The following is a 25,898-nucleotide window of genomic DNA, read 5'->3' on the forward strand; positions in this document are numbered from 1 at the left end:
AGCGCAGACCATCATTCGTACCGGAGCGACTCGATCGGGTCGAGTTGGCTGGCCTTGCGCGCGGGATAAAACCCGAAAAACATGCCGACCGCGCTGGTCACGGCCAGGGCCAGGACGATCGAGCTCGGCGAGACGACGATCGGCCACTTGGCCCCCGGCGATACCTGGTTGATCGTCAGCGTGATGCCGACCGATGCGGCGATCCCGCAAGCCACGCCCACCAGCCCACCCAGCAGCGAGAGCAGCGTCGCTTCGACCAGAAATTGGCGCAGGATGTCGCGGCCGCGGGCACCCACGGCCAGTCGAATGCCGATCTCGCGGGTCCGCTCGCTCACCGAGACGAGCATGATGTTCATGATGCCCACGCCCCCGACCAGCAGCGACACGCTGGCGATCGCGCTGAGCAGCATGGTCATGATCCCGGTGATGATGCCCAGGACGCGGGCAAACTCCGACGTGTTTTCGACGTGGAAATCGTTGCGGCGCCCCGGGCGAATGTGATGGCGCTCGGCCAGCAGCGTCTCGATCTCGAATTGCGCGTCGCTCATCGTCCGCAGGCTCGTGGCCGACACCATGATCAGCCCGACGTTGTTGAACGAGGTCCCAGCGAGCCGCGTTTGGACGGTCGTGAAAGGTACGACCAGGATGTTGTCCTGGTCCTGGCCGAACATATTCGCGCCTTTGGGTTCGAAGACGCCGATCACCTCGAAAGGCACGTTCTTGATGCGGATGGTCTTGCCGATGGGTTCCTGGCCCTGGAACAGCTCGCGGACGATCGTCTGCCCGATGACGCAGACCTTGCCCGCGGCCCGGACTTCGGCGTCGGAGAAGAAGCCGCCCTGCGACAGCCCCCAGTTGCGCACGACGAGATAATCGGCCGACACGCCGTGCATCTCGTCGGCCATCCAATTGACGTTGGCATAGACGATTTGTCCCTGGCCGGGCACGATCGGCGTTGCGGCGCGCACCGAGGGGCAGTCGCGCGTAATCGCGTCGGCATCGGCGGCCGTAAGCGACACGGCGCCGCTCGAACCCCGAACGCCGCCGTCTTCCTCCATCCGCCGGGGAAACACGAAGATCACGTTCGAGCCGAGGCTTTCGAACTGCTGCTGCACCATCCGGCCGGCACTCAGCCCAATCGAGACGGTCGTCACGACGGCCGCGACGCCGATCACGATTCCCAGCACCGTCAGCCCGGCCCGCAGTTTATTGCGGGTCAGCGCGACCCAACTGACTCGCAAGATCAGCCAGACGTTCATCGCCGCTCACCGCCCACCGAGTTCGGCGTTGCGCGTGCCGATGACGACCTGCTGGCCCTCCTGCAGATCGCCCGAGAGCACCTCACTGAAGCGACTGTCGCTGATTCCGGTCTCGATGGCGACGGCCGCCAGCAGCCGGTCCTTGAGCACCCACACGTGGCGCTTGTTCGCGTTGCGCGCGTCGGTCACGCGCTCGGTGGCGCTTTGCGTGTCGGGGACGCTCCCCGATTCTTCGTCCTTGGGCGTGAGCGGCTTGCCGCCTTCGAGGATCGGCCGATCCTCCGGCCGGACCTGGTCGGCGCGCGGAAAATATCGCAGCGCCGCGTTGGGAATCTTGAGCACATCGGCGTGTTTCTCGATCTGAAACGAGAGGTTGGCCGTCATGCCGGGCAGCAGCTTCAGCTCGGCGTTGGGTGCCTCGACCACGACCGTATAGGTCACCACGTTCTGCGTCTTGGTCGAGTTCAAGCGCACCTGGGCCACGCGTCCCTCGAACAGGTCGTCGGGATACGCGTCGACGGTAAACGTCACGGGCTGGCTGGTTTCCTGGGCCTTGCGAATCATCCCGATGTCGGCCTCGTCGACCGAGGCCAGGACGTGGATTTTCGATTCCAGGTCGGGCGCGACGACGAACAATACCGGCGTCTGGAATTGCGCGGCGACCGTCTGGCCGGGCTCGATCTTGCGGTCGATGACGATGCCATCGACGGGCGAAGTGATGATCGTATAACCCAGGTTGGCCCGTGACAGCTCGAGCTTGGCTTGGGCCTGCTCGACGGTCGCTTGGGCGACGGCCAACTGCGCTTCGAACGAGCGTCGATCGGCCTTGAGCTGATCGAGCTCTTGTTCGGCGATATAGGTCGCTTTCCGTTCTTTGAGCTTGATCGCTCGCTGCTCGTTGCGCCGGGACTGCTCCAAGAGGGCCTCGACCCGCTTCACATCGGCCTCGGCATGCGCGAGGCTCGCCTCGTCGCTCGCGACGTTGGCCTCGTAGATTCGCGGGTCGATACGGGCCAGCTCGTCGCCCTTTTTGACCCGGGTGTTGAAGTCGACGAACGACGACGCGATGGGCCCCGAGACGAACGAGCCGATTTCGACCGACAGCACCGGCTTGATGCTGCCCGTGGAATTGACGACCGTCGCCACGTCGCCCCGCACGAGCCGCTCCTGGCGAAAGCGCGCGGTCGGATCGCTCGACCACCGCGCCGCGGCCAGCGTGTAGCCGCCATAGCACAGGCCGGCGAACAGCCCCAGACCGACCAGCCATTTCAACGTGGTTTTCATGACGGTGCCGCGGCTGCCGTGGGTTCGGTCGCCTGCGCTGCACCGGAGTGCAAGGCACGGATCGCCTGCTCGATGTCGTTCGTATCTTCGACGATCAGGCCGTCGCGCAAGACCAGGGCGCGGCGGGCATGCCGGGCCACGTCCTGGTCGTGCGTGACGAGGATAATCGTGATGCCATCGACGCGGTTCAGCTCACCGAACAGCGCCAGCACATCGCGGCTGGTACGCGAATCCAGATTGCCGGTCGGCTCATCCGCCATCAAGATCGCCGGCCGGTTGACCAGCGCCCGGGCAATCGCCACGCGCTGTTGCTGACCCCCCGAGAGCTGCGCAGGATGATGATCGATTCGCTCACCGAGGCCGACGCGCTCGAGCATCTCCAAGGCCCGCTCGCGCCGCTGCCGGTGGCTGAGGCGCGGTCCGTAGTACAGGGGCAGCTCGACGTTTTCGACCGCCGACGTGCGCGGCAGCAGGTTGAAACTCTGGAACACGAAGCCAATCCGCCGGTTGCGCAGTTGCGCCCGTTCGTCGCGGCTCATGGTGACCACTTCCTGCCCTTCGAGACGGTAGCTGCCGCTGGTCGGACGGTCGAGACACCCCAGCGTGTTCATCAGGGTCGACTTGCCCGATCCGGATGGCCCCATCAGGGCCAGGTAATCGCCCTGCTCGACGTCCAACGACACGCCGCGCAGGGCCTGCACTTGGACCTCGCCCAGCGCGTAGGTCTTGCGGACGTCCGTCAGTTCGACGAGCGGCATACCGTGGTTACCGAGAGGCCCAGTCCTTCACCGGCGAGTCCGCCTGTCGGACGACGGCAGTTGAGCAGATAACCTGAATTATCCCTGTTCTCAGCGGATCGGTCCAGCACAGCGGCCCGCGCGGGGGATTCTGCGGATGCGCCAATCCGACGCTCGGCCGCTGGCCCCCGGATTTCCCGGGACGAAAAACCGATTAGACTGATGCCGCGGCTGCCGGGGGAACGGGCCGCTCGCTGTGCCGCACCGGCGGAGCGAGGTTTCCGCCGTTGAACTCTTGGGAGAGATGGTCATGCGTTCTCAGTCGAGCCGTGTTTCTCGCCGCCAGTTTCTTGCCGCCACGGCCACGGGGTCGGCAGCCTTGCTTGCCGCGCCGACGGTGTTGACCGCGCGCAAGACCGACGGGCCGTTGATCGTCGGCGAAGGCGAGCACCGCTTCGAGGTGCAGCACAACTGGCCCGAGCTGCCCGACAAGTTCACCTGGCAGACCACGCACAACGTGGCCGTCGATCGCGACGGCTGCCTGTACGTCATTCACGAGGGACGGGCCGAGCTCAAGGACCACCCCTCGATCTTCGTGTTCGATCCCGAGGGCAAATACATCCGTTCGTTCGGGCAGCAGTTTCAAGGTGGCGGGCACGGCATCGAGATCCGCGAAGAAGGCGGCCAGCAATACCTCTATGTGTGTGCCTATCAGCACTTGAAGACCTTTGCCAAGCTGGACCTCAAGGGCGAGACCCTCTGGCAGAAATACGCCCCGATGGATTCGGGCGTCTATGCCGCGGGCGAAGATACGCACCCTGCCAAGCAATGGGGCCGCGACCGCTTCATGCCGACGAATTTCGCGTTCCTCGACGACGGCGGGTTCCTGTTGGCCGACGGCTACGGTGCTTTCTACATCCATCGCTACGACAAGGACGCCAACTGGGTTTCGTGTTTCGGCGGCGAGGGCCAGGGCGAGGGCAAGTTCAACACGCCCCATGGCCTGTGGGTCGATCGGCGGCCGGGCCGCGAACCGTCGATCGCCGTTTGCGACCGCGCGAACAACACCCTGCAGATCTTCACGATGGACGGCCGGTACACGGAAACGCTGCGCGGCTACGGCCTGCCGGCGAATCTCGAAACGTGGAAAAACCTGATGGTGGTGCCCGAGCTACATGCGCGCGTCACGCTGCTCGACGACAAGAATCAGGTCGTGGTCCGCTTGGGCGACGACGTGGCGCGGATCACCGGCGAAGGCGGCATGAAGATCCGCGGCGACGAGACCCAATGGCAGGCCGGCAAGTTCGTCCACCCGCACGACGCCTGCTTCGGACACGACGGCAGCATCTTCGTCGCCGAATGGGTCGCGACGGGCCGGGTATCGCGGCTCAAAAAGCTGGCCTAGACGATGCGCCCGCGGATTCACCGCCAGGCTACTCGCGCGCGAGTAGCTCGGTGTTTTCGATCCAGATCGCCAGGTAGGGCGGCCTGTCGCGGGCCGTGCGGAGCATCAGCAGGAATGGTCCATCGCAGATGAACTGGCGCGGCTTTTCCGGGACCGCTGCCGCGATGGCGCCGTCCCCCTCACTCTCGAGCGCCGCACCGGTTTCGTCGAGTCGGAAGCGAATCGTCTGCGACGCGACCATCAGGCCCGGTTGCAGCGCGGGGCTATCCACCGCTGGCAGATGGCACAATTCGTCATAGCTGCGCTGCGCGCCACATTGGACGACCGGGACCGCGAGCACTTCGCCCATCCAGAGCTCGCGAGCGCTCGGCTCGGGCGACGCTGGGGTGACGGCCTTGATCGCGGCTTGCAGCGTCTCGGGCCTTGGCATCCGCGCGATGACAATCTCGTCCGCCACGCCAGTCGGTTTCAAGACAACGCCAAAATCGGCTTCGCCCCGGTACCACAGTACTTCGACCTGTTCGCCCACTTCCCAAACGACTTCGGTCGTACTGTCGATGCCGAAAAACTGCACCGTGGTTCCGGCGCCGGCCGGAAATTGGCGCGGTTTCAACCGGGTGAACCTGAACTCAAACGGCAAAGACCGCTCCAGATGAGCGTACAGGTAGGGATTGCCGATCGAACCCGTCAGGCCGGCAATGCTCGCGCCGGGAAAGCGCCGGGCTAACTCGCGATGGAGTTGTGCTTCGGTGTTCGGGCCCCAAAGTCCGGCCTCGATCAGGACAGAATCCGCGGGCACCGCGTCGGCGGTGAACTGCCGCTGGTTCAGCGCCGCCGCCAAGGCCGGGTTCCCCGTCAGGCGGATCTGGCCGTGGGTGCCGTACTTGTCTGCCAGAGTATTCCAGGCCAGGGCAAACGAACCGCAGTACACGTAATTGCGCCCGGGCACGATCGCACCCGAGGTATGCGGCCAGATGTCGGTCGATTTCAAACTCTCGGCCGGCACGACCTTCGGCAGTATTGCGCTCTGGCTGCGACCGTTGCAGCCGGCGAGTACGATGCTCCCGATCAGGATCAGACCTGCGAGCCGAGTTCGCCCCAGCATGACAGGAGGCCTCGCGCGGGACCGGTGAAATCCATTCACCTCAGCATAGCGGGCTTTACGGGCGACGACAGGAAACGGTCAGCCGGCTCAACTGAGCTGCTTGCGGAACCGCGCAACGGCCAGGCTCAAGATCACCACCGAGCAGGCGACCAGCCCGATCACTTGCGGCACCAGGTCGCGCAGGTCGGCCCCGCGCAGGATGATCCCTCGCAGGATCTCCAGGAAGTAGGTCGCCGGGATCGCGAAGGTAATGGCATAGATCGGCGCCGGCATTTCGCTGCGCGGGAACATGAACCCTGAGAGCAAAATCGACGGCAGCATGATGATGAAGGCGAACTGCATGGCCTCGAGCTGCGACTGGGCCGCGGTCGAAATCAGCAGCCCCAGCCCCAGCGAGCAGACCAGGAACAACGTCGCCAGGCCCAACAGCAAGGCGATGTTGCCCGCGATGGGCACGCCGAAAACATAGACCATGACGGTCGAAACCATCAGCACCTCGACGATCCCCACGACGGAGTACGGGAGCAGCTTGCCGAGCAACAGCCCTGCCCTGCCGACGGGCGTGACGAACAACTGCTCCAAGGTGCCCAATTCGCGCTCGCGCACGATGGCGAACGCAGTCAAGAACAGCGTGACGAGCTGCAGGATGATGCCCACGAGGCCCGGCACGAAGAAGTGCGAGCTTTCCAGGTTGGGGTTGAACAACAGCCGGGGCCGGATCTCGACAGGCATGGCCACGTGCCCCGCCGCGTCGCGGGCCGGCACGCGGGGCTGGGCCTCGGCAAACGGCCGCGTCAGCGCGAGTGAACGCTCGAACGCCAACAAGCGCGACGCGTTCAACGCACTCGTCGCCACTTGCGAATCGCTGCCGTCGACCAGCACCTGCACGCTCGCCTGTTCACCGCGCAAGATGCGGTCGGAGTAGTCGGGCGGAATGCGCAGCCCCACCCGTGCCCGGCCCGAGGTCAGCGCCCTGCGGAAAGAGTCCTCGTCGTGCACCCGCGCGGCGATGCGGAACGAATTGGTGTTTTGAAACGTGTCGCTCAGCTCGCGCGCCGCGCGGCGGCCGTCCATGTCGAACACGACCATCGGGATGTGCTCGATTTGCGTGTCGATGGCCAGGCCGAATATCGTCGTTTGCAGCACGGGCACGAGGAACATGAAGAACAAGGTCGACGGCTGCCGGCGAATGTGCGCGAATTCCTTGACCATGATCGCCCATAGACCAGCCAGGGGGCGCTCTTGAGCCGCCGGCTTGCGCGGGGCGGCCGGTGGCGGGGCGTCGTTCGCCGCGGTGGTCGTCGGCGCCGTTGCGGGCGTTGGCGACGCAATTTCGACGCCCGGCCCGTTGCGCTGCTGGTCAGCGGCGCGGGTCAAGGTGACGAACACGTCTTCGAGCGTCGGCGCAATGGGCCGCACATCGACCGGTTCTTCCCGGTCGGGCGATACGGCCGTGCGAATCGCCGCTTCGTCGAGCCGGTCTTCGGCCAACAGGTGGATCGATTCGCCGAATAGCGTGGCATCGAGCACCCCTTGCGTCTCGCGCAAGGCGCGCAAGTGGTGCGTCGCCCCCGGCAGATCGAGCTCCCAGCGCCGCGTACCGGGAGGCGTGACGGCGGGCAGGCCTTTGAGTTCATCGGGCCGGCCGCAGACGATCAGCTTGGATTGATACAAATAGCCGATGTCGCTGCAGCGTTCCGCCTCGTCCATGTAGTGCGTGGTCACCAGCAGCGTGATTCCGGCACCGGCCAGTTCGAACAGCAGATCCCAGAGCTCGCGCCGCGCCACCGGGTCGATGCCGGCGGTAGGCTCGTCGAGAAAGATCACCTCCGGCTCGTGGATCAACGCACAGGCCAGCGCGAGTCGCTGCTTCCAACCGCCGGACAGCGTGCCGGCGAGCTGATCGATGCGATCGTTGAGGTTGGTCAGGTCGAGCACCGCGGCCATCCGCTCGCGGAGTCGCGGCGGATCGAGCGCATAGATGCGGCCGTAGAACTGCAGGTTCTCGCGGACGCTCAAGTCGGCATACAGGCTGAACTTTTGCGACATGTAGCCGATGCGATGCTTGATCGCCTCGGCCTGCAGCGCGGTGTCGTAACCCAATACGGTCGCCCGGCCCGAGGTCGGGGCCAGCACGCCGCAGAGCATGCGAATGATCGTCGATTTGCCGCTGCCGTTGGGGCCCAGCAGCCCGAAGATGGCCCCGCGGCGCACCTGAAAGCTGACGTCGTCGACCGCGGTCAAATTGCCGAATCGCCGCGTCAGGTGACTCAGTTCGATGGCCGGGGCGTCGCTGCTCACGTCAGGAGCCCTTGTTGGCAGGCGCTTCGAGCCACACGTCGGCGATCATGCCCGGCCGCAGCCGGTCGAGGCCCTCGTCGAGCGTGGCCTTGATGCGAAACACCTGCTTCGATCGCTCCTCGGGGGTCTGGACGTTGCCCGGAGTGAATTCGGCCTGCCGCGCGATGAACGAAATGTGCCCTTTGAATCGCTCTCCGGCAAAGCTGTCGACGCTGATCGAGACCGGCTGGTCGACGCGGATATTGAGAAAGTTCTCAGGCACATAGGCGCGAACCCAGAGCGTGCTTCGGTCGATGAGCGTGGCCACGGGCGCGCCCGGCGCCACGAGATCGCCCGGCTCAAGGTCGATCGACTCGACGAGGCCATCGACCGGGGCGATGACTTTGAGCTCCTTGAGCTGTTCGCGAATCACTTCGACCGCCGCGGCCGCGGCCTGCTCGGCGGCCTGGGCCTCGGCAATTTGTTCGGGGCGGTATCCGTTGGTCGTCAGCAACCAGGCTTGTCGCGCCTCTTCGAGCTGCGCCTGGGCGGCCTCGATTTCCTCGGCACGCGTCCCTTCCAGCAGAACGGCCAACTCCTGCTCGCGAACTTGTTGGTTTTCCAGCGCCACGCGCAGCCGGGTCACCGCGGTGTCGAGCTCATCGCGGCTGGCCGCGCTTTCTTTGGCCAGCGCCTCGACACGCTTGTTCTGGACCTGTGCCAGTTCCAACTCGGCATTGGCCAGACGCAGCCGCGCCTGGGCCGCGGCAATCTCCTGCTCGCGTGGGCCGTTTTGCAATTCTTGCAAGCGCGCCGAGAGCTGATCGACGCGCGCCTTGGCCTGTAGCTTTTCTTCCTCGCGGAACCCCGTGGTCAGCCGTTCGTATTCGGCTCTCCGCGCGGCATGTTCGGCCGTCGCTTGGGCGAGCCGTTCTTGCAGGTCGTACGGTTCCAGCTCGAACAGCAGCGCGCCCCGGGCCACAGGCTGGCCCTCTTCGACCAGCACCTGGGCCACACGACCCCCCAGGCGCGAGCCGACGCGGACGTCGTCCGCTTCGATAAAGCCGGATACCCGGGTCGGCTCGTGGATCAACTGGCTGTAGACCAGCAGCCCTGCCAGGAAGGTCACGCCAATCACCAGGGCAACGATGCGAGGCCACATGGCCGGTAGTTCCAGTGGGCGAAGGACGGAATACGTACCGTAATTCTAGTTTATGTTGGACGCCGGCTCGATCGCAGCAGGGGCCGCGGAAAGGTGCCCTTGGTCGAGTGGTTTGCGCCGTAACAGGTCGCGGCCCACCAGCAGCAGGTTCGCCAGCAGCAATAGCGCGAGCACGGTGTGATACGTGTCGGGAGTAGTGTGTCCCGGGCGTGCCGTGAGCAGGTGCCCATGGTCACCGAAGACGCGTTCGTACCAGGCGAGCTTGCGTGGCGACGCCGTGAACAGAAATGTGCTCCAGTGCGTGTCCCATTGCAGACCGGCCCATACGGCGAGCGACAATCCGTACGGAATCGCCAGGTAACGTACCCGCGCCAAGCCGCCGATCAGCAGCAGCACCAACAACGCGAGCATTAGTCCGGCCAGCGAGACGAGCGGCTCGCGATCGACCAGGCGGTGCACGCCGACAAAGTCCAAGGCAAACCAGGCGGCAAGCGCCGCGCCCAACGCCCAGGTTGCTGTTCCCAGTCGAAACGTGCGCATAACCAGCGGCCAGCCCTGTGGCGAGAGATCAGGGGCGCTCACGTATTCGCCGCGTGCTGACTAATCTTGGCGCGTTGCTGCGGGCGATGTCTCGTGCGCGGCGGCGTCGCCCTTGGGTATCGCCATCATCCAGCACACGACCAGTCCGATCAGCAGCCCCGTGGGCAGGACTGACACAATCAGGGCCAGGGCGACGCCTTCGGCCGCCGGCGAACCGTCGACGCCGGCGGCAATCGTAACAGCCAGCCGGCCAAGCAACTCGGGCACGCGATGCAGAAAGACCAGGGCCAGGGCCGCCATCAACCAGGTCAGCCCTCGGACAATCCGCTCGAGGCTGTAGCCGGCTGCAAAACGCGGCCGACCAAACAGGACCCCCAGCATGACTCCATTCGCCGCCAGCGCGAGCGACCACAACATCAGCAACGGGACGGCACGCGGGCGGAGGATCGCACCGGACAACGCCCCGAACAGCACGCACAACAACAGAAAGCCGAATAGCCACCACAACACAGGCACGAGGCGATTCGGGTTGGAAGAGAAAGGGGGCATGCCGCGCAAGGAATACAAGGGCCGTGATTCTGTTGTCTACTCCAAGCAGCAACGATTTTAGGCACAGACGGACGAGCCTTGCACGTCTGCGATGATCGATCGGTCCGGGCAGAAGAACAGCGCCGCCGCCAGGCCCCGCTGCCGTCCGCGAACTCCGGGTGCCAAGGGTGAAATCCGCTTCCGGTTCAATCGTGTCCCCCAGCAGCGTAAGGCTGCTCGCGGGGGTATAGTCTACGTCGAGCGTGCCCACCCGCGTTGCGGTCAGGCTGCGGAGCTACGGCTCGCTGTCGTTGTGCACGATGTGCGAAGGGCGTTCAAACCGGACACGGCAAGGCCTCGACATAGCTTGTCCATGAGAATGCCGCTACACGTGCGCGGGCCGAGCAAGGTCACCCCCATGCTCTCGGCTCGGTTCATCCACACGTGCAGCGGACCGTTCAAGTTCGGTTCGCGGGAGTTGCAATATGGGCGTCTTCCGAGGCAGGAAAGTCTCCACCGTGTTGCTGTCGACCGGCCTGTGCATCGGGCTGGCGTGTGCTGCCGTGGCGGAGCAGCTTTCACCGCAACTGGCGGTCGAGCGCATGGCGCTGCCCGAGGGTTTCGTGGCCGAGGTCGTGGCCAGTGAACCGGACATCCGCCAGCCGGTGGCGATCGAGTTCGACGAGCGAGGTCGGCTGTGGGTGATTCAATATCTGCAATATCCCAATCCGGCAGGGCTCAAGCGCGTCGCCTGGGACCGTTACTCGCGGACGACTTATGACCGCGTGCCCGAGCCCCCACCCCGCGGCCCCCGCGGCGCCGATCGCATCACGATTTGCGAAGACACCGACGGCGACGGACGCGCCGATCGGTTTCACGATTTTGTCGATGGATTGAATTTGGCCACGGGTCTCTGCTTCGGCCATGGCGGCGTCTACGTGTTGCAGGTGCCGTATCTGTTGTTCTACGCCGATCGGAATCGCGATGACGTGCCTGATGGCGACCCCGAGGTGCTGCTGTCCGGTTTCGGCATGGAAGACGCGCACTCGGTGGCCAACTCGCTCATCTTCGGGCCCGACGGTTGGCTCTACGGTTGCCAGGGCAGCACGGTCACATCACACATCCGCGGGATCGAGTTCCAGCAAGGCGTCTGGCGCTATCATCGCGCCACCGACCGGTTCGAGTTGTTCTACGAGGGGGGCGGAAACACCTGGGGCGTCGATTTCGACCCGCACGGACACCTGATCGCTTGCACCAACGTCGGCGGCTATGCGCTATTGCACGGCGTCCAGGGAGGCTATTACTGGAAAAGCTTCGGCAAGCACGGCGAATTGCACAATCCGCACGCCTACGGCTACTTCGAACACATTCCCCACACGGAGCTGCACGGCGGCCACGTCACCTGCGGCGGGATCTGCTACCAGGGGACCGCCTTTCCGCCGGAGTTTCGCAGCGCGATGATCACCGCCAACCTGCTCTCGCACCGCGTCGACTGGCATACGCTCGCGCGGCTCGGCTCGACGTTTAGTGCCCATTTCGCCGGCACGCTCGTCGAAGCGAACGATCCGTGGTGTGCGCCGTGCGACCTGACCGTGGGGCCCGACGGCGCGGTCTATTTCGCCGACTGGCACGACGCACGGACGGCACATCCCGATCCCGACGCGGAATGGGATCGCACCAACGGCCGCGTCTATCGCGTACGTTTCCGCGGAGCGCCGCCGGCGCCCAGCGCCGATCTGGCGCGCTTGCCGACCGACGAGCTGGTCAGGCTGCATGCGCAGGCCGACGATTGGCTGCGGCGTCAAGCGCGCCGTTTGCTGGTCGCCCGAGCCGATGCCGCGGCCCCATCGCCGCTCGTCGACCTCGTGACGCAGAGCGACGATTCGAGCACGCGACTCCAGGCGCTATGGACGCTCTTGAGCTGTGACCAGTTGGATCGCAAGTTGGCCGCAGAATTACTGGCTGATCGAGATGCCGATCTGCGCCGCTGGATCGTGCGCTGGATCGGTCAGGCGTCGCCCTTCGATCCGGCCTGGAGCGATGCGCTCTTGGAATTGGCCGCGCAAGAACCCGATGTCGACGTGCGCAGCCAGTTGGCGTCGACGGCGCGGAGGTTACCCCCCGAAGTCGGTCTGGCGATCGTCGAGCGGCTGATCGCGACGGACCGTGATGCGGCCGACGTCCAGATCCCGTTGCTCTTGTGGTGGGCCATCGAACCGCACGCGGTGACCGAAGTCGCCACGGTCAGCAAACGATGGAGCACTTCCGAGGCCTGGCATTCGCAGGTCTTCCGCCAACACCTCGCGGCGCGGTTGGCGCGCCGCTGGGCGGCCGCTCAATCGCCGCCAACCTGGCAAGCCCTGAGCGATCTGTTGCGCAGCGCGCCGGATGACAGAGCGGTGCGCGAGGTCCTCCTCGGGGCCAATGCGGGGTTGACGGCTAACCTGACTCAACCGCCTGCCGAGCTGAACGATTGGCTGGCCTCGCAGCTGCCTCGCAATTTGACCGACGAGGTCTGGCTGCAATTCGCTGCCCGCGTCGGCGACGCCGACGCGATCGGTCAGGCCCGTAAACTGGCCTTTGGTGCTGCGACGGCCGCGCCCTTGCGCGTGGCCATGGTCGAGCTGCTCGGCCGGCTGCTTGCTCCCATCGATCTGCCGAACCTGCTGCAGTTGTTCGAGGAAGAGACATCGCCCGCACTGCGCAAGGCTGCGCTTCGGGCCTTGGCGGGCTACGACGACCCGCAAATTGGCGTACGGCTGTTGGCCCTATTGCCGGGGCTGCTGCCCGAGCTTCAGACGGCCGCCATCGAGTTGCTGTTGTCGCGAGGAGAGTCGGCCGCGCGCTTGCTCGAAGCGGTCGATAACGGACAAGTCGCGTCGAGCGTCGTCCCGGTTGCGGCGTTGACGGCCGTGGCGGGGTTTCAATCGTCGCGGCTCGACGAGTTGGTCCGGCGCCACTGGGGGCAGATCGGCGCAGCCTCGCCGGGAGAACGGCTGGCCGAGGTGCGGCGCCTGAACAATGATCTACGGGCCGCGGCCGGCGACGCGCGGCAGGGGCGCGTGCTATTCCGCGAGCACTGTGGGAAGTGTCATCGACTGTTCGACGAGGGTCAGGCCGTGGGCCCCGAGCTGACCAGCGCGAATCGGCACGACCGCGAATATCTGCTCACCCAAATCGTCGATCCTTCAGCCGTGATTCGCAAGGAGTTTCTCAGCTACGTGGTCCAGACCAACGACGGCCGCAGTCTGACGGGCTTGATCGTCGAACAGTCGCCGCAACGCGTGACGCTGGTCGATGCCCAGGTCAACCGCGTGACGGTCGACGCCGCCGTCGTCGAAACGATCGAGCCGGCGCTGCTGTCGCTGATGCCCGAGCGCGTGCTGGAGAAGCTCACGCCCGCACAGGTCCGCGATTTGTTCGCATACTTGCAGGCGCCTGCCGCGCCGGCCGAAAAGTAGATCGCCGGCGGGGCCAGCGGAACGTCGCACTCAGGGCACTTGCGCCTCGGGAATCGCATTGAGCGTGTACCAGGCTTCACGGTGCATGAGTTGCTCGCCCGCGGTGCTGTTGACGCCCGAGATGCGGAGAAAGTACACCCGTCGCGCTTCACGGCCGGCGACCTGCAGATGCACCGTCTGCCCGTCGGCGTCGATTTGCACCTGTTCGATCGCGTGCTTGCGGCGATCGATTTCAGGTGAGCCGTAGGTGTCCCAGTAGTGATACGTGAACGAATCGATCGAGTAGGCCTTGGCCTCGTCGGCAGTCTCCGCCCGCAGCGGCTGAGTGAATTTCAAATCCCAACCGACGGACGTCGCGCGCATCTCGGCAATCTCAAAGGGAGCGTGTCCCGTGTAGACGAGTCGCTGCACGCCCTGTTCTTGCCCGCCGATCGATCCCCAGCCGCGGTTGGTTTCGCCCACCAGCAAGCTGCCATCGGGCGCAAAGGCCAGCCGGTTGACGCCGCATTGAAATCCGCGCCGAAACACGAAGCAGGCCCCCTGCTGCCGGCCACCGACTTCCTCGAGATACACCCGCATCAGCAAGGCATTCGTCACGTCGCCGACGAAGCACTGTCCCGTGAACGGGCCAAATCGCCCGCCCGTCGTGTCCCAGACCGGTTCGCTCGCGGAACGGCAAACAAAGAACGGAAACCATAAGGCCGGCGGGACGAACTCGGGACGCGTGGCGGGATCATCCTCGGGCTGGCCAATGCGATCCGCCCGCCATCTCAAGCTGTCGACGTGCCCGCAGAAGTCGCCTTCGCGCATTTCTTGCAGCTTGCAGGCCGGCACCCATTCGCCTTGGTTATCCGTGCAAAACAAGCGACCGGCCGGGTCGAACGCCAAGCCGTTGGGGCTGCGCAATCCGCTGGCCCAAGGGGTTACGCGGCCATCGTCGGGCGATACGCGCAGGCACCAACCGCGGTAGGCCACCTTCGAGCGATGCCCTCCGGCGAGACTCGTGTTGAGCGTGATGAACAGCTGGCCGTCGGCCCCGCGCACCGGGCCGTACAGAAACTCGTGGTAGTCGCCTGAGATGCCGAAATGGTCGCACACGCAGTCAAACTCGTCGGGCAGCCTGTCGCCGTCCGTGTCGCGCAAACGCGTCACCTCGGGACGCTGGCCGACGAGCACATCTGCGCCGTCGACGGCGAGTCCGAGGATTTCGTGCAGGCCGCGGGCCAGTGGCCGGAATTCGATTGCGTCGAGATCGTCGGCCGTCGGCTGAGCAATCTGCCAGATCTCGCCGCGGCGGGTGCCGACCAGCAGGCTGCCGTCGGGACGAAAGGCCAGCCCGCCCACTTCGATCTGACGATCTTCTGGCACCGGCAAAGTGAGCATCCGGTAATGCTGAGCTTCGCCGGCCAACGGAAAGTCATCGTCCAGGCGGCGTTCGAGCCGTGCCAAGAGCCGCGACGGCGGTACGACGTTGAAATAGACGCTCCAGTCCCCTTCGCGATTGGCCAGCTTCAGCAGGATTTCGTTCTTGCCTGCGCGCAGCGGCAAGACGGCCCGTACTTCGTCGGGACTATCGCCGCGCTGGCGATCGCGCTGGACGATTTGTTCGCCGTTGACCCACAGGGCGATGCCGTCGTCGGTGCCCAGACTCGCGCGCACCGACAGAGGCCGATCGAACTCGATCGTCCGGTACAGGTAGCCCACCGCATCTGGCCCGGGCGCGAGGCGCTTCAGGTCGAACGCGATATTCGGATTGATGCTGACCTTGCGCCAGCGGGCCTCGCCCGACTTGCCGGCGTAGCGTCCGTTGAGGTCGATCCCCTGCTCCGGCGGATAGACCGTGGCCAGGCCGCCACTGGCAGCCAGATCGAAGGGCCCGATGAAGTGCCATCCCGAGGGCCAGCGCCCGTAACCGCTCGCCGCGAGCGAGGCGCGATGCGATTCCTCGCGTGTCTCGGCACGAACATACACGAGGCCGTCTTCGGCCGGCGACTCGGAGTCTCCTGCTGCCCGCGCAAGGGCGGCAGGATCGATCAGCGCGGCGACCAGCAGGACGCCAACCCGCAGCTTCATGGTTGATCGCTCCGCGAAAAGGCATCCAGCAAGGTCTGTTCGTCGACCGGGGTATTGCCTTGTGGGATCGCCAGTCGAACTGTCAGCGCCGTTTCTTGCGCTGGCAACGGCATGACGATCAGCAGGTCGAAACGCCCGTCGCGTTGGTCGAGCTGCCACTGGGCGCCTGCGGGCAGTTGGGCTGTGCACCAGGTCTGTGGTGCGTCAGTGGCTTGCCACTTCCATACGGCCTGGCCCGGCAGACGTGGCAGCTCGCTGCGGACCGGTTCGCGATCGAGGCTGGCCACGCGCAGCCAGGCGTAACTGGTCGTCTCTCCCGAGACGGTCCAGCGCCGCTGGAGAACGCATGCGCCCTGTTCGAGCCTGCCCGTGGTCTGCTCGCGGAATTGGGCCAGCTCGGATGCCGTCTCGACGTCGCCGGGGCGCAACAATGCATAGCTCCACTGGTACGCGCCGGCCGATTGCCGATAGCCGCCAAAGCGTACCTGGCGCGGATGGATCCGGCCGTCCTCGGGCGGCATCGCGCCGTATGCCGGATCGGCGGCTTGCGCGGCGAAATCGGGGGGCGATTCGCGCGTGCTCGTCACGGCCCACGGGAACCCTGCCGGCGCTCGCCAGACGATGGGCCCCAGCGGGCGCGCGGGTCGTCCGCCGCGACCGCTCCAGGCCGGCTCGGCGTCGAGAAAATCTCCCGTCCAGGCATAGGCCATGCGGCAAGCCTGGGCGTCGAAGGCGAAATGCACGCCGCCGTGGCCCCGGATGGCAATGCTGCGCGGCGTGAGGTCGGGCAAGAAGGTGCGCAACAGCTCGGGGACGGCGTCGCTGGCCAACGGTTCGCTCGAGGCTGAGCGCACGCCCTCAGGCAGCGGCAGATTGCGGCAGGCGATCAGGTAATGCCAGATCGCCTCGCGCTGGCGCGCCGGATCTCCTGCCAACACGTTCTTGTAAGGCGATTGGCCTTGGAAGAAGACCGTCGGCATGCGCGTGCCCGGCTGGATGCGCTGCGGGTCGATCATCCAGCGCTCGTACCAGGCACGTTCGATACGCTGAGGCACCTTGGCCAGGTCCGGCCCGCGCGTTCCGCTGCTCGCGTGACCGAGCAGATCGTGACATTTCGTGCAGCCGAACCCTTGCGAGCCCATCAGCGTGCGGCCCGCCTCGGCCAACTCGGGATCAGGCTCGGGCAAGCTCGAATCGGTTGCGAGTCGATGTCCCTCGAGCGCGGCGAGCTGCCGCGGAAGTTCGCCGACATTGGCAGTGCCAAAATCCGGCATCCGCAGGCTCATCCACGGTCGCGAGCGCGCGTCGCCGGTCAACACGTCGGCCAACGCCTGCGAGCGCAGCTTATATGTGACGGACGTCAACGGCGGCGGAGCGATCATCTCTGCCGCTTCGGCCGACTGTCCGGCCATGAGCTGCGTGAGCAATTCGCTCGCAAGCCCGCCTTGGGCCCCGCGCTGATGGCACCCGAGGCAGTTGAAACGCGCCAGGGTCAACCGGGCGGCTTGCCGGGGCGCAGCCGCAGGGGGCCACGCAGCCGCGGTGGCGAGATAGTGTGCGGTGTTTTCGCGATGCAACGACGAACCGAAGCGCGGGGCCCGGACCGGGGCCTGGCCGGCTGGCGCGAGGCAGCCGCCGGCTGAATGCTTTGCGGACACGGCTTGCCGCACGTGTTCAGTGATCTTGCCGAGCGAGGGCGCCGCGCTGGGCGAAATCGTTTCGGCGACCAATTGCGGCGCGAGCTCATGACAGGCCTGGCAGCGGCGCTTGGCGATCGCCGCGCGTCCGAGCATGCCGGCCTTGTCCGTAGCGCCGGCAGCCTCAAAAGCGCGGCGCAGCTCTGCCGCAGGGTTCGCGGCATCGAACGCCGCGGTAATCTCGGCGTCGCTCGGCGCAGGCAAAGCAGCCACGGCGGAGTTTTGTGCGTCGCGCGCGATCAGCCAGGTGGCGAGGGCCGTTGCCTGCGTTGCCTCGAGCCGCAGGTTGGGCATCCGCCCCGCGGGATCAATCGCCTCGGGATGCTGCAAGAATTCGACCAGGTGCGCATTGGCCAGCTTGCTCCCGATCCGGGCGAGCGTCGCGCGGGCCGGACGCTGCCCCTGGCGGAGGTGGCAGACGGTGCAGCCGATCGTGTTGAAGAGCGCTTCGCCTTGCGCAGCCAACGCGTCGTCCCGAGGTGGAACCTCGGCCGGCGCGTCGCTGGCGGCAAGCAGCCTGGCAATGGCCCAGCGCTCGGCGCGATCGGTTGGGCCGTCGGCGAACACGCGGGGCATGGTCGCTTCCGCCCGGTAGGCCTGAGGATCGTCCAGCCAGGCCGCGACCCAGGCCCGGTTCAGACGAGGCGCATGCAGCTCCAGGCGCGGCGCAGGGCGCATCGGACGTCCAGGCTGCTCTGCGTGTCCCTCGGGTCCGTGGCACCGAATACAGTTGTGTTCCTCGAACATCAACTGCCCGGCGTCGAACGGGTCGAGATCGCCCGTGGCTGGTTGTTCCTGATGAGCGGCGGGCACCCCCCAGCTCGACGCGGGGATCGGTTCGCGGGCGAAGAAGTCACTTTCCCACGACAAGCGCAATTGCGCATCGGGGGCGGCAGGCGCAAAATCGATTTCGACCGCATGCCAACCCAGCGGCATGGCAAAGGGTTCGCTCACCGTCTCGGCCGGCTCGTCGGACTTGCTTTGCAGAACGAGCTGCCCATCGACTCGTACGGAGAGCGTCCCGTGAATAAGCGCGGCCAGTCGATAGCTGGCATCGGCGATCGATTCGAGCTGACCCGACCATTGAACCGACCACGCCCGGGGCGACAGCCGGGGATCGGGCACCTCGTCCGCCGCGACGAACAGCGTCGGTTCGTCTTCGAGGCGCGAGAACGTGATCGAAGCGGACTGGCCGCGATAGGTCGCCAACAGTCCCGGCGCGGGACGGGTGTCGATGCCTTCGTCGTCGTTGTCGCCCGTCGACCCGGCCGGGTTCGGCGCCTGAGCACGGCCAGGCTGCACAAGCCCGGGCAGGCAGAGAAACGCCAGCAGCAATGCTTGGCCCGAGATACGTCGATGCTGCCGCGAATGCCTCATCCGGGGCATGATAGTTGGGGCAGTTCGGCGCGACAATCACCGGGCGGCGCTACGTTCCGCTCACCTGGTGGGTCGAAAACGCACCCACAATAAGGCTTGATTTGTCGGTCGTGGAGAGCAGGCCGTAACTTTCCGCATTGCAGCTTAACGGGCAAGTCGTTCAACTCCCTGGTACGTCGCTTGCAACTGCTCAAGATTGGGGGGGGGGGGGCGCGACGCGAGATCTTAGTTGAGGAGCCGAGCACGATGAAAAGGTCGTCATGGATTGCCGCGGGGATGCTGGCAGGTGCCGCGTTGTGGGCCTTGGTGCCTGACTCGTGGGCCGGTGCGCCGAAAGACGAAGACCAGGTAAGCGAGTTCATGCAGCAGAAGTTGGTTCACGCCGAGGCGGTTCTCGAGGGCGTGGTGCTGGAAGATTTCGAGCAAATCGCCACCGAGGCGCAAAAACTGAGCCTGATCAGCCTCGATTCGACCTGGCAGGTGCTGCAATCGGACGAATATGCCAAGCAGAGCGCCGAATTTCGTCGCACGGCCCAGGCGATGGCCAAGGCGGCCGATGAAAAGAACTTGGACGGCTCCGCACTCGCCTACGTCGAAATGACGATGAAGTGCGTCAAGTGCCACAAGTACGTGCGCGACGTGAAGAAGTCCAATGCAGCGAAAGCATCGGAAAAATAGCCGCTCCGTACAAGCCGGAGAATCGGTGTGGCCGGAACGAATGGCTGTAGAAAATGCAGGGTCTAAGTGTCTGATCCTGTCGGGGTATCTGTTGCGCCCTATATGTTCATAGGCGACTGATCTTGTGGTTTCTATTGGGCAGGTTTGCGAGACGATGCGGTCGCCGGGGCAAAGCCTTGCAACCGGTGCCGCTGCATGTCCGCAAGCTCGTTCCGCGACCAGTTTGACAACTGTACCGATCTCGTCCGCTGCATCGTCGCTTGGATGATGCTCGCGCTGCTGGCCGTCGGTTTGCTGCAAGCTTTTCTGCAGTACGACAGCCGCGTCGAACACAACACACAAAGGGCACTAGCGCGAGCGCAGTCGCTGGGCGCGGCCCTGCCTCAGATTCTCGGCGACGCAGGCACGGAGCATTTCAAGCGCGCCCAGATCCAGGCGGCGATCGAACGCCTGGTGGCCATCGACGACTCGTCCGAAGTGACGGTGTTCGCTGCCGATGGAAACGTTGTGACCGCCAGCAGTTTCCGCGGTCAGCGCCGCAGAACAACCGTCCAGTCGGCAGAACTGATGACCGCGATGAAGCGGGTCTCGCGCGACGGCCGTGGCCTGATCATCAATGCGAAGCACGCCGGGGACGAGCGCACGTTTGTGCTGGTGCCGCTGACGGTCAGGGGGAAATCGCCTGCCGAACATCCTTCCGGCGTGGTCGCAGTCGCGGTCAATCTTTCCGAAATCCGTGCCGAGGCCCGGCACGTCGCCCTGGAGTCGGTGCTGATCGTCGTGGGCCAGATCCTGGCGGTCTGGTTCGTCGTGGCCACGCTCTTGCGACGGTGGGTCCTGGTCCCTTTGCAACGTCTGGCCCAGGCGACGGTAGCGAGCCTCGAAAGCGGACGGTTCGTCGTACCGGCCCAGTTACCGGCCAACGAGATTGGTCAATTGGCTCGCGCCTTCGAGCGCGTCTTCGGCACCTTGACGGAAAGCCAGCGCCAGGCCAAGAAGCTCGCGCTCGTGGCTGCACGCACTGACAACGCGGTCATCATCACCGACGCGGAGGGCAAGATCGAGTGGGTGAACGAGAGCTTCGAGCGGATGACCGACTACACCCTGGCCGAAGTGCTCGGCCAGGACTGCTCGTTCCTGCAAGGGGCAGAGACCGATCTCGCCACGGTCGAGCAGATCCGCCAATCGGTAGCGCGCGGCGAGGGCTTTTCGCTGGAAGTTTGCTGTTGTGCCAAGCACGGGCGCAGGTTCTGGGTCGCGGTCGAGGCCCAACCGAACTGCGATGCCGATGACAAGCAGACGCGGTTCATCGCCCTGGTGCGCGACATTACGGAACGGCGCCAGGCGGAGGAAGACCTCAAGTCGTATTCGTATGCCCTGGAGACGACCAACACCTGCCTGCAGCAATTCATCAACGCCGCCGAGACGGCGACTCGGGCCAAGAGCGAATTCCTGGCCAACATGAGCCACGAGATCCGCACGCCGATGACGGCCATTCTCGGCTACTCCGAGGTGTTGCTGGAAGAGCCGGGTGCGGAGCCGGGCACTCCACGCGGCGACGCCTTGCTCACTATTCGTCGTAACGGCGAATACTTGATCGAGCTCATCAACGACATTCTCGACTTGTCCAAGATCGAGGCCGGACACCTCGAGGTCGAGCGCATTCGTTGTGCACCTCTCGAGCTGGCACAAGACGTGATCAAGCTGATGCAAGTCCGCGCCGACGCCAAAGGCCTGTCGTTGTCCTTGGCCTTCGAGGGGACCTTGCCCGCCTCGATCGAAAGCGATCCGACGCGGGTACGGCAGATCCTCATCAATCTGGTCGCCAACGCGATCAAGTTTACTGAACATGGGACGGTATGCCTGACGGCCCGCTGTATACCCGACGAAAGCGGGCTGGGCCATCAACTGCAATTCGACGTCCGCGACAGCGGCATCGGGATGACCTCGGTGCAATTGAGCCGCTTGTTCCGGCCTTTCAGCCAGGCAGACTCGTCGACGACCCGCAAGTTTGGCGGCACGGGGTTGGGCCTGAGCATCAGCAAGCGGTTGGCCGAAATGCTCGGCGGAGATATCTCCGTGGAGAGCACCTATGGCGAGGGGAGCCGGTTTCGCTTGCAACTTGCGCTGCACGACAGCTCGAAAGTCACCTGGGTGAACCCTCTCGAGGCGCGCGAAGAGACGACCCGCGGCGCAGCGCCAGCAGTACAACCGGCCGTGCAGATCGAGGCCCGCATCCTGCTCGCGGAAGACGGGTTGGGCAATCAGCGGTTGATTACCCATGTACTGCGCAAGGCCGGAGCCACGGTTGAAGTGGCCGAGAACGGTCTCGTGGCGTGCGAAAAGGCCCTCGCCGCGCGCGACGCAGGCGTTCCGTTCGACGTGATTCTGATGGACATGCAGATGCCCGTGCTCGACGGTTACGACGCCACGCGGAAGCTGCGGGACTCCGGCTATCTCGGGCCGATTGTTGCTTTGACCGCCCACGCGATGAGCTCTGCCCGGGATACCTGCATTTCAGCAGGCTGCGACGACTACTGCGCCAAGCCGATCGATCGCCCCCAATTGCTTCGCACGATCGCCGCTTGTCTGTCGCCCGTCGAGTTCGAGCGGCGACGGTCGCCGCGCCAGTCGGAACTGCGGGCAACCGTCTGTTAAGCGCTGCGCAATTCGCGGCGCAACGCCTCGCAGAGTCGATCGATGTCAGCCCGGCGCGTATAGACATGGCACGACACGCGGATGAGCGGTCGATCCTGCCACAGCGAAACCGGTACTTCGATGCCATACCGTTGCCACAGGGTCTGATGGAGCGCGACGGGATCGCCCGAGGGCAACGGCACGGCGATCATCGATCCGTACCACGCCCGATCGTCGGGCACGAGCGGCGGCAGCCCGGCTAGTTCTGCAATCTGCTGACGTGCATACCGCGCCAAATCGTGCGTGCGCTGGCGAAAGCTTTCGATGCCGATGTCCTCGAGAATATCGATCGCGGCCGGCAAAGCCATAAAAGCCGAAGGATCGCGGGTGCCCAGCCAGACAAATTCGTCGCGCCAATCGCCGCGTGCGCCGGCCGGCGGAGTGCCCCAACTGATGAGCATCGGCCGCACCTGCGCTTGCACGCGCGGGGCGGCATAGAGAAATCCTGTGCCGAAAGGTCCAGCGAGCCATTTATGGCAGCTCACGGCATAGAAATCGGCGTCGAGCGTTGCCAGATCCAGCGGTCGCATAGCCAGGGCATGCGGTCCATCGACGCAAACCAGCACGCCCAGTTCGCGTGCCCGCTGACAAATCGCCTCGACCGGAAGCACCACGGCCGTCTTCGACGTGACGTGACTGACCACCAGCAGGCGCGTGCGCGGCGTGATGGCCCCGATGACGCGCTCGACCACTTCGTCGGACGACGTGAGCGGCGTCGGCAGCGCCACGGTGCGCAGGCTCGCGCCGCCGAGATCGCAGCGCTGCTGCCATAGCCGCGCCACGGCACCGTACTCGTGATCGGTCAGCAAGACTTCGTCACCCGCGGCAAGCTGCACGCTCTGCGCGACGACGTTCATGGCTGCGGTGGCGTTGTCGAGCAGCACCAGGCTCTCGGCCGCGGTGCCGACCAGCAATCCCAGCCGCGCCGCCACGCGATGCAGTTCATGTTCGAGATGGCGCTCGAAGAAATCGGCCGGCTGCGACTCGATCCGATCGATCCAGGTGACTCGCTCTTGGCGCACCCGCCGCGGCGACGGACCAAAGGCGCCATGGTTGAGGTAAGTCACCTCGGGCGGGAATTGCCACTCGGTGCGAAGTGTCTCCCAGCCGGCGTCGTCGTAAGGGTCGAGCATGTTCGGCGCGGTCGGCAAGGCCGCGAGGGCGGTTCTTGAGGCTGCCCGGTTGTAGCAGGCAGCAGCCGATCGCGCCTATGACCGCGCTCGCGCGGCGCAGTGCTCAACGCTTGAGTTGGCCACGAGGGGGATCGGCTCAGCCCGGGACGGCCGCCGGCAAGCTGGCAACCGGCATGGGCGCCGGGGCCGCCGCGCGGCGCGGCACGTTGCCGTTTATCATGACTTCCTGTCGATGAACGGGCACGGATGCAGGCGCTTCGATTCCTAGCCGCACGCGACCGCGGCCGAGTTCGAGCACCGTGACGACGATCGTGTCGTCGATGACGATCGACTCACTCAACTTCCGCGACAGGACGAGCATGGCAAGTGCCTTTGTCGGTCGCTAATCTTTGACGAGCGAGCCCGGCGCGACCTGCCCATGAGCCCACTCAGCGCAATCCGTGCCGAACGGCGCTTAAGCTAGCAAGCGGGTGTTGGGTTGCTGCTAGCACGGCGTAAATTCGGCGCAAATGCAGAAGCGGGGCCCTAACGCCTTTGTACCCAGTGGGTTAAGCAACTCGACTTGACGAATTGAGCCCAAATCGCAAGAACGGCGCGTGGGGCTCGAAATACTCGAGTCGGGTGGAAGACTTGTAGGCTGCCGTGGCACGGACGGCGGCTAAGCCTTTACCTGCTCCCGCTTTCGATCCAGGACCTCTCGCGCATACCTCTCGACTCGACTTTCATGGCGAAACGATCTTCCGCACCCTCGAAGGCCACTGCCCCCCCCTCAAAGCAGCAGCCCAAGGTTGACAGTACTCGCGAGACGATCGAGTCAGTCGTCATCGCGTTCATGCTCGCCTTCCTGTTCCGGACGTTCGAGGCCGAGGGTTTCGAAATCCCGACCGGCTCGATGGCGCCGACGCTGATGGGCATGCACAAGGACTTCGAGTGTCCACAATGTGGCTATGCGTATCAGGTGGGCGCCAGTCATGAGGTCGATTTGGAAACCGGTCGGCAAACCGGCGATCTGATCAAGAGCGCGACCTGTCCGATGTGCCGATTTCCTACTCGGCTCGACCAAGACAACCCCTTGGGGCGCAGCTATCGCACCTACTCCGGCGACCGAATTCAGGCGGCGAAGTTCACCTACTACGGCGGCCAAGAGGCACAGCGTTGGGACGTCACGCTGTTCAAATATCCGCACGGCGCCGAGACGAACTACATCAAGCGCCTGGTTGGACTGCCAAACGAAACGCTGAGCGTCTGGCACGGCGATCTCTACGTCCGTCCTCAGGGTGAATCGGCCTTCAAAATTTCGCGCAAGCCTGCCGAAAAAGTCCGCGCCACGCTGCAAGAGGTTTACGACAACGACTACCTGCTCGAGAAGTTGATCGAACGGGGTTGGCCCTTGCGCTGGCAATCGCGCGAAACGGCCGGCGGCGCGGCTTGGCAAGCCGAAGACCAGGGGCGGCGGTTCAGCGTCACAGCCAAGGCGGACGCGGCGAGTTGGCTGGCCTACGAGCACACGCCTCCCTCGTGGAACGATTGGCAGGCCTTGGAACAAGGACCCTTGCCGGCGGGTACCTCGGTCTCGCCGCAGCTCGTTACCGATTTCTGCGCCTATAACACCGGCGCGACGACTGCGACGGGTCCGCCGAAGAAACAAGCGCTCTTCGCCCAAGGGCTGCACTGGGTCGGTGACCTGGCGATCGACTTTACCTGCGACGTGGCTGCCGACACCGGCAAGCTGCTCATCGATCTGGTCGAAGCCGGGCGCCACTACCAGTGTGCGATCGAGTTGTCGTCAGGCGAGGCCAGCCTGTCGATTGATGGGCAGGTGCTGGGCAAAGCGCACACGCCGGTCCAAGGATCGGGCGAGTATGAACTCAGCTTTGCGAACGTCGACGATCAACTGTTCCTGTGGGTCGACGGCGACGTGATCGAGTTTCCCGAGAGCGTCGGCGGCGGCCTCCCGTACCCGACACCCAGCGCCGCGCGACCGCAACCCGACGATTTGCGACCGGCCCGAATCGGGGCCCAAGGAGCCAAGGTCGACGTCCGTCATTTGCGGCTCCGGCGCGACATCTACTACATCGCCTGCCGCGCGCCGCGGCAGTTTCCCGACTACAGCATCAGCATTGACGACTACGATCCCAATTGTCCGCTGTTCTCCCAACTCGACGAGCAACACATTCGCCGCATGATGTCCGATCCGAACGTGTGGGGTTTTTTCGACGGCCGGCGGCCCGTCGAATTTGTGATGGGCGCTAATCAGTTCTTAATGTTCGGCGACAACAGCTCCGCGAGCATGGACAGCCGGCTCTGGCTGCGCTCGGACAACTCCGGCGATCCGGCGCTCGTCGATCGCAGTTTGTTGATCGGCAAGGCAATGTTCGTCTACTGGCCGCACGCCTGGGAAACGCCGGTCTCGATCGACGTCGTGGGCTATCCCGTGCCTTTCTATCCGAACTTCCGGAAGTTCCGCCTCGTGCGGTAAGTC

Annotated in this window: 17 protein-coding genes; 5 read left to right on the plus strand and 12 right to left on the minus strand. The window is 65.0% G+C overall.

Going from position 1 to position 25,898, the window contains the following annotated elements:
- Positions 1–11 precede the first annotated feature (11 nt).
- Genes K1X74_08095 through K1X74_08105 form a run of 3 tightly spaced genes read right to left on the minus strand, consistent with a single transcriptional unit; the run spans position 12 to position 3,301 of the window.
- Positions 12–1,259, minus strand: coding sequence for an ABC transporter permease (locus K1X74_08095; GenBank protein MBX7166297.1), 1,248 nt, complete (start codon positions 1,257–1,259; stop codon positions 12–14).
- A gap of 6 nt (positions 1,260–1,265) precedes the next feature.
- Entirely contained in the window at positions 1,266–2,543 is a 1,278-nt protein-coding gene (locus K1X74_08100; GenBank protein ID MBX7166298.1) for an efflux RND transporter periplasmic adaptor subunit, read from the minus strand.
- A complete protein-coding gene (locus K1X74_08105) occupies positions 2,540–3,301 on the minus strand; it encodes an ABC transporter ATP-binding protein (protein MBX7166299.1) in 762 nt (253 codons plus the stop codon). Before K1X74_08105 ends, K1X74_08100 begins: the two co-directional genes overlap by 4 nt.
- Positions 3,302–3,590: 289 nt before the next feature.
- Here K1X74_08105 and K1X74_08110 point away from each other — a divergent pair, with 289 nt between their 5' ends.
- The gene (locus tag K1X74_08110) at positions 3,591–4,685 is read left to right on the plus strand and encodes a peptidase (protein ID MBX7166300.1); all 1,095 of its coding nucleotides are present in this window, start codon (positions 3,591–3,593) and stop codon (positions 4,683–4,685) included.
- A gap of 28 nt (positions 4,686–4,713) precedes the next feature.
- Here K1X74_08110 and K1X74_08115 read toward each other — a convergent pair whose 3' ends face one another.
- From K1X74_08115 to K1X74_08135, 5 genes are all read right to left on the minus strand, one after another.
- Complete coding sequence (locus K1X74_08115; GenBank protein MBX7166301.1) at positions 4,714–5,790, minus strand: hypothetical protein; 1,077 nt, start codon at positions 5,788–5,790, stop codon at positions 4,714–4,716.
- An 87-nt stretch (positions 5,791–5,877) separates the two neighbouring features.
- Positions 5,878–8,091, minus strand: a complete 2,214-nt coding sequence (locus tag K1X74_08120) for an ABC transporter permease (GenBank protein ID MBX7166302.1) — start codon at positions 8,089–8,091, stop codon at positions 5,878–5,880.
- A 1-nt stretch (position 8,092) separates the two neighbouring features.
- The gene (locus tag K1X74_08125; GenBank protein ID MBX7166303.1) at positions 8,093–9,232 is read right to left on the minus strand and encodes an HlyD family efflux transporter periplasmic adaptor subunit; all 1,140 of its coding nucleotides are present in this window, start codon (positions 9,230–9,232) and stop codon (positions 8,093–8,095) included.
- 45 nt (positions 9,233–9,277) lie between these two features.
- Entirely contained in the window at positions 9,278–9,814 is a 537-nt protein-coding gene (locus K1X74_08130; protein MBX7166304.1) for a hypothetical protein, read from the minus strand.
- A gap of 18 nt (positions 9,815–9,832) precedes the next feature.
- Positions 9,833–10,288 (minus strand): hypothetical protein, encoded by a 456-nt coding sequence (locus tag K1X74_08135; GenBank protein MBX7166305.1) that lies wholly within the window; start codon positions 10,286–10,288, stop codon positions 9,833–9,835.
- A 530-nt stretch (positions 10,289–10,818) separates the two neighbouring features.
- Between K1X74_08135 and K1X74_08140 the strand changes: the two genes are divergently transcribed.
- Positions 10,819–13,761 (plus strand): c-type cytochrome, encoded by a 2,943-nt coding sequence (locus K1X74_08140; GenBank protein MBX7166306.1) that lies wholly within the window; start codon positions 10,819–10,821, stop codon positions 13,759–13,761.
- Between the two features lie 30 nt (positions 13,762–13,791).
- Here the strand turns inward: K1X74_08140 and K1X74_08145 are convergent, their stop codons facing one another.
- A complete protein-coding gene (locus K1X74_08145) occupies positions 13,792–15,834 on the minus strand; it encodes a hypothetical protein (protein MBX7166307.1) in 2,043 nt (680 codons plus the stop codon).
- Positions 15,831–18,908, minus strand: a complete 3,078-nt coding sequence (locus K1X74_08150) for a hypothetical protein (GenBank protein MBX7166308.1) — start codon at positions 18,906–18,908, stop codon at positions 15,831–15,833. The genes K1X74_08145 and K1X74_08150 overlap by 4 nt, the downstream gene beginning before the upstream one ends.
- Before the next feature lie 246 nt (positions 18,909–19,154).
- On the opposite strand from K1X74_08150, the gene K1X74_08155 reads away from it, so the two are divergent.
- Both K1X74_08155 and K1X74_08160 read left to right on the plus strand, forming a co-directional pair.
- Complete coding sequence (locus K1X74_08155) at positions 19,155–19,586, plus strand: hypothetical protein (protein MBX7166309.1); 432 nt, start codon at positions 19,155–19,157, stop codon at positions 19,584–19,586.
- Between the two features lie 195 nt (positions 19,587–19,781).
- On the plus strand, positions 19,782–22,244 hold the full coding sequence (locus K1X74_08160) for a response regulator (protein MBX7166310.1): 2,463 nt from the start codon (positions 19,782–19,784) through the stop codon (positions 22,242–22,244).
- On the opposite strand, the gene K1X74_08165 is transcribed toward K1X74_08160, so the two are convergent.
- Together K1X74_08165 and K1X74_08170 are read right to left on the minus strand one after the other, a co-directional pair.
- Positions 22,241–23,416: an aminotransferase class V-fold PLP-dependent enzyme gene (locus tag K1X74_08165; GenBank protein MBX7166311.1), complete on the minus strand. Its 1,176-nt coding sequence runs from the start codon at positions 23,414–23,416 to the stop codon at positions 22,241–22,243. The genes K1X74_08160 and K1X74_08165 overlap by 4 nt on opposite strands.
- A gap of 136 nt (positions 23,417–23,552) precedes the next feature.
- Complete coding sequence (locus K1X74_08170; protein MBX7166312.1) at positions 23,553–23,777, minus strand: carbon storage regulator; 225 nt, start codon at positions 23,775–23,777, stop codon at positions 23,553–23,555.
- 471 nt (positions 23,778–24,248) lie between these two features.
- Between K1X74_08170 and K1X74_08175 the strand changes: the two genes are divergently transcribed.
- The gene (locus K1X74_08175) at positions 24,249–25,895 is read left to right on the plus strand and encodes a S26 family signal peptidase (GenBank protein ID MBX7166313.1); all 1,647 of its coding nucleotides are present in this window, start codon (positions 24,249–24,251) and stop codon (positions 25,893–25,895) included.
- The last annotated feature ends 3 nt before the right edge of the window (positions 25,896–25,898 follow it).

The sequence above is a fragment of the Pirellulales bacterium genome (assembly GCA_019694435.1).
Taxonomy (GTDB): Bacteria; Planctomycetota; Planctomycetia; order Pirellulales; family JAEUIK01; genus JAIBBZ01.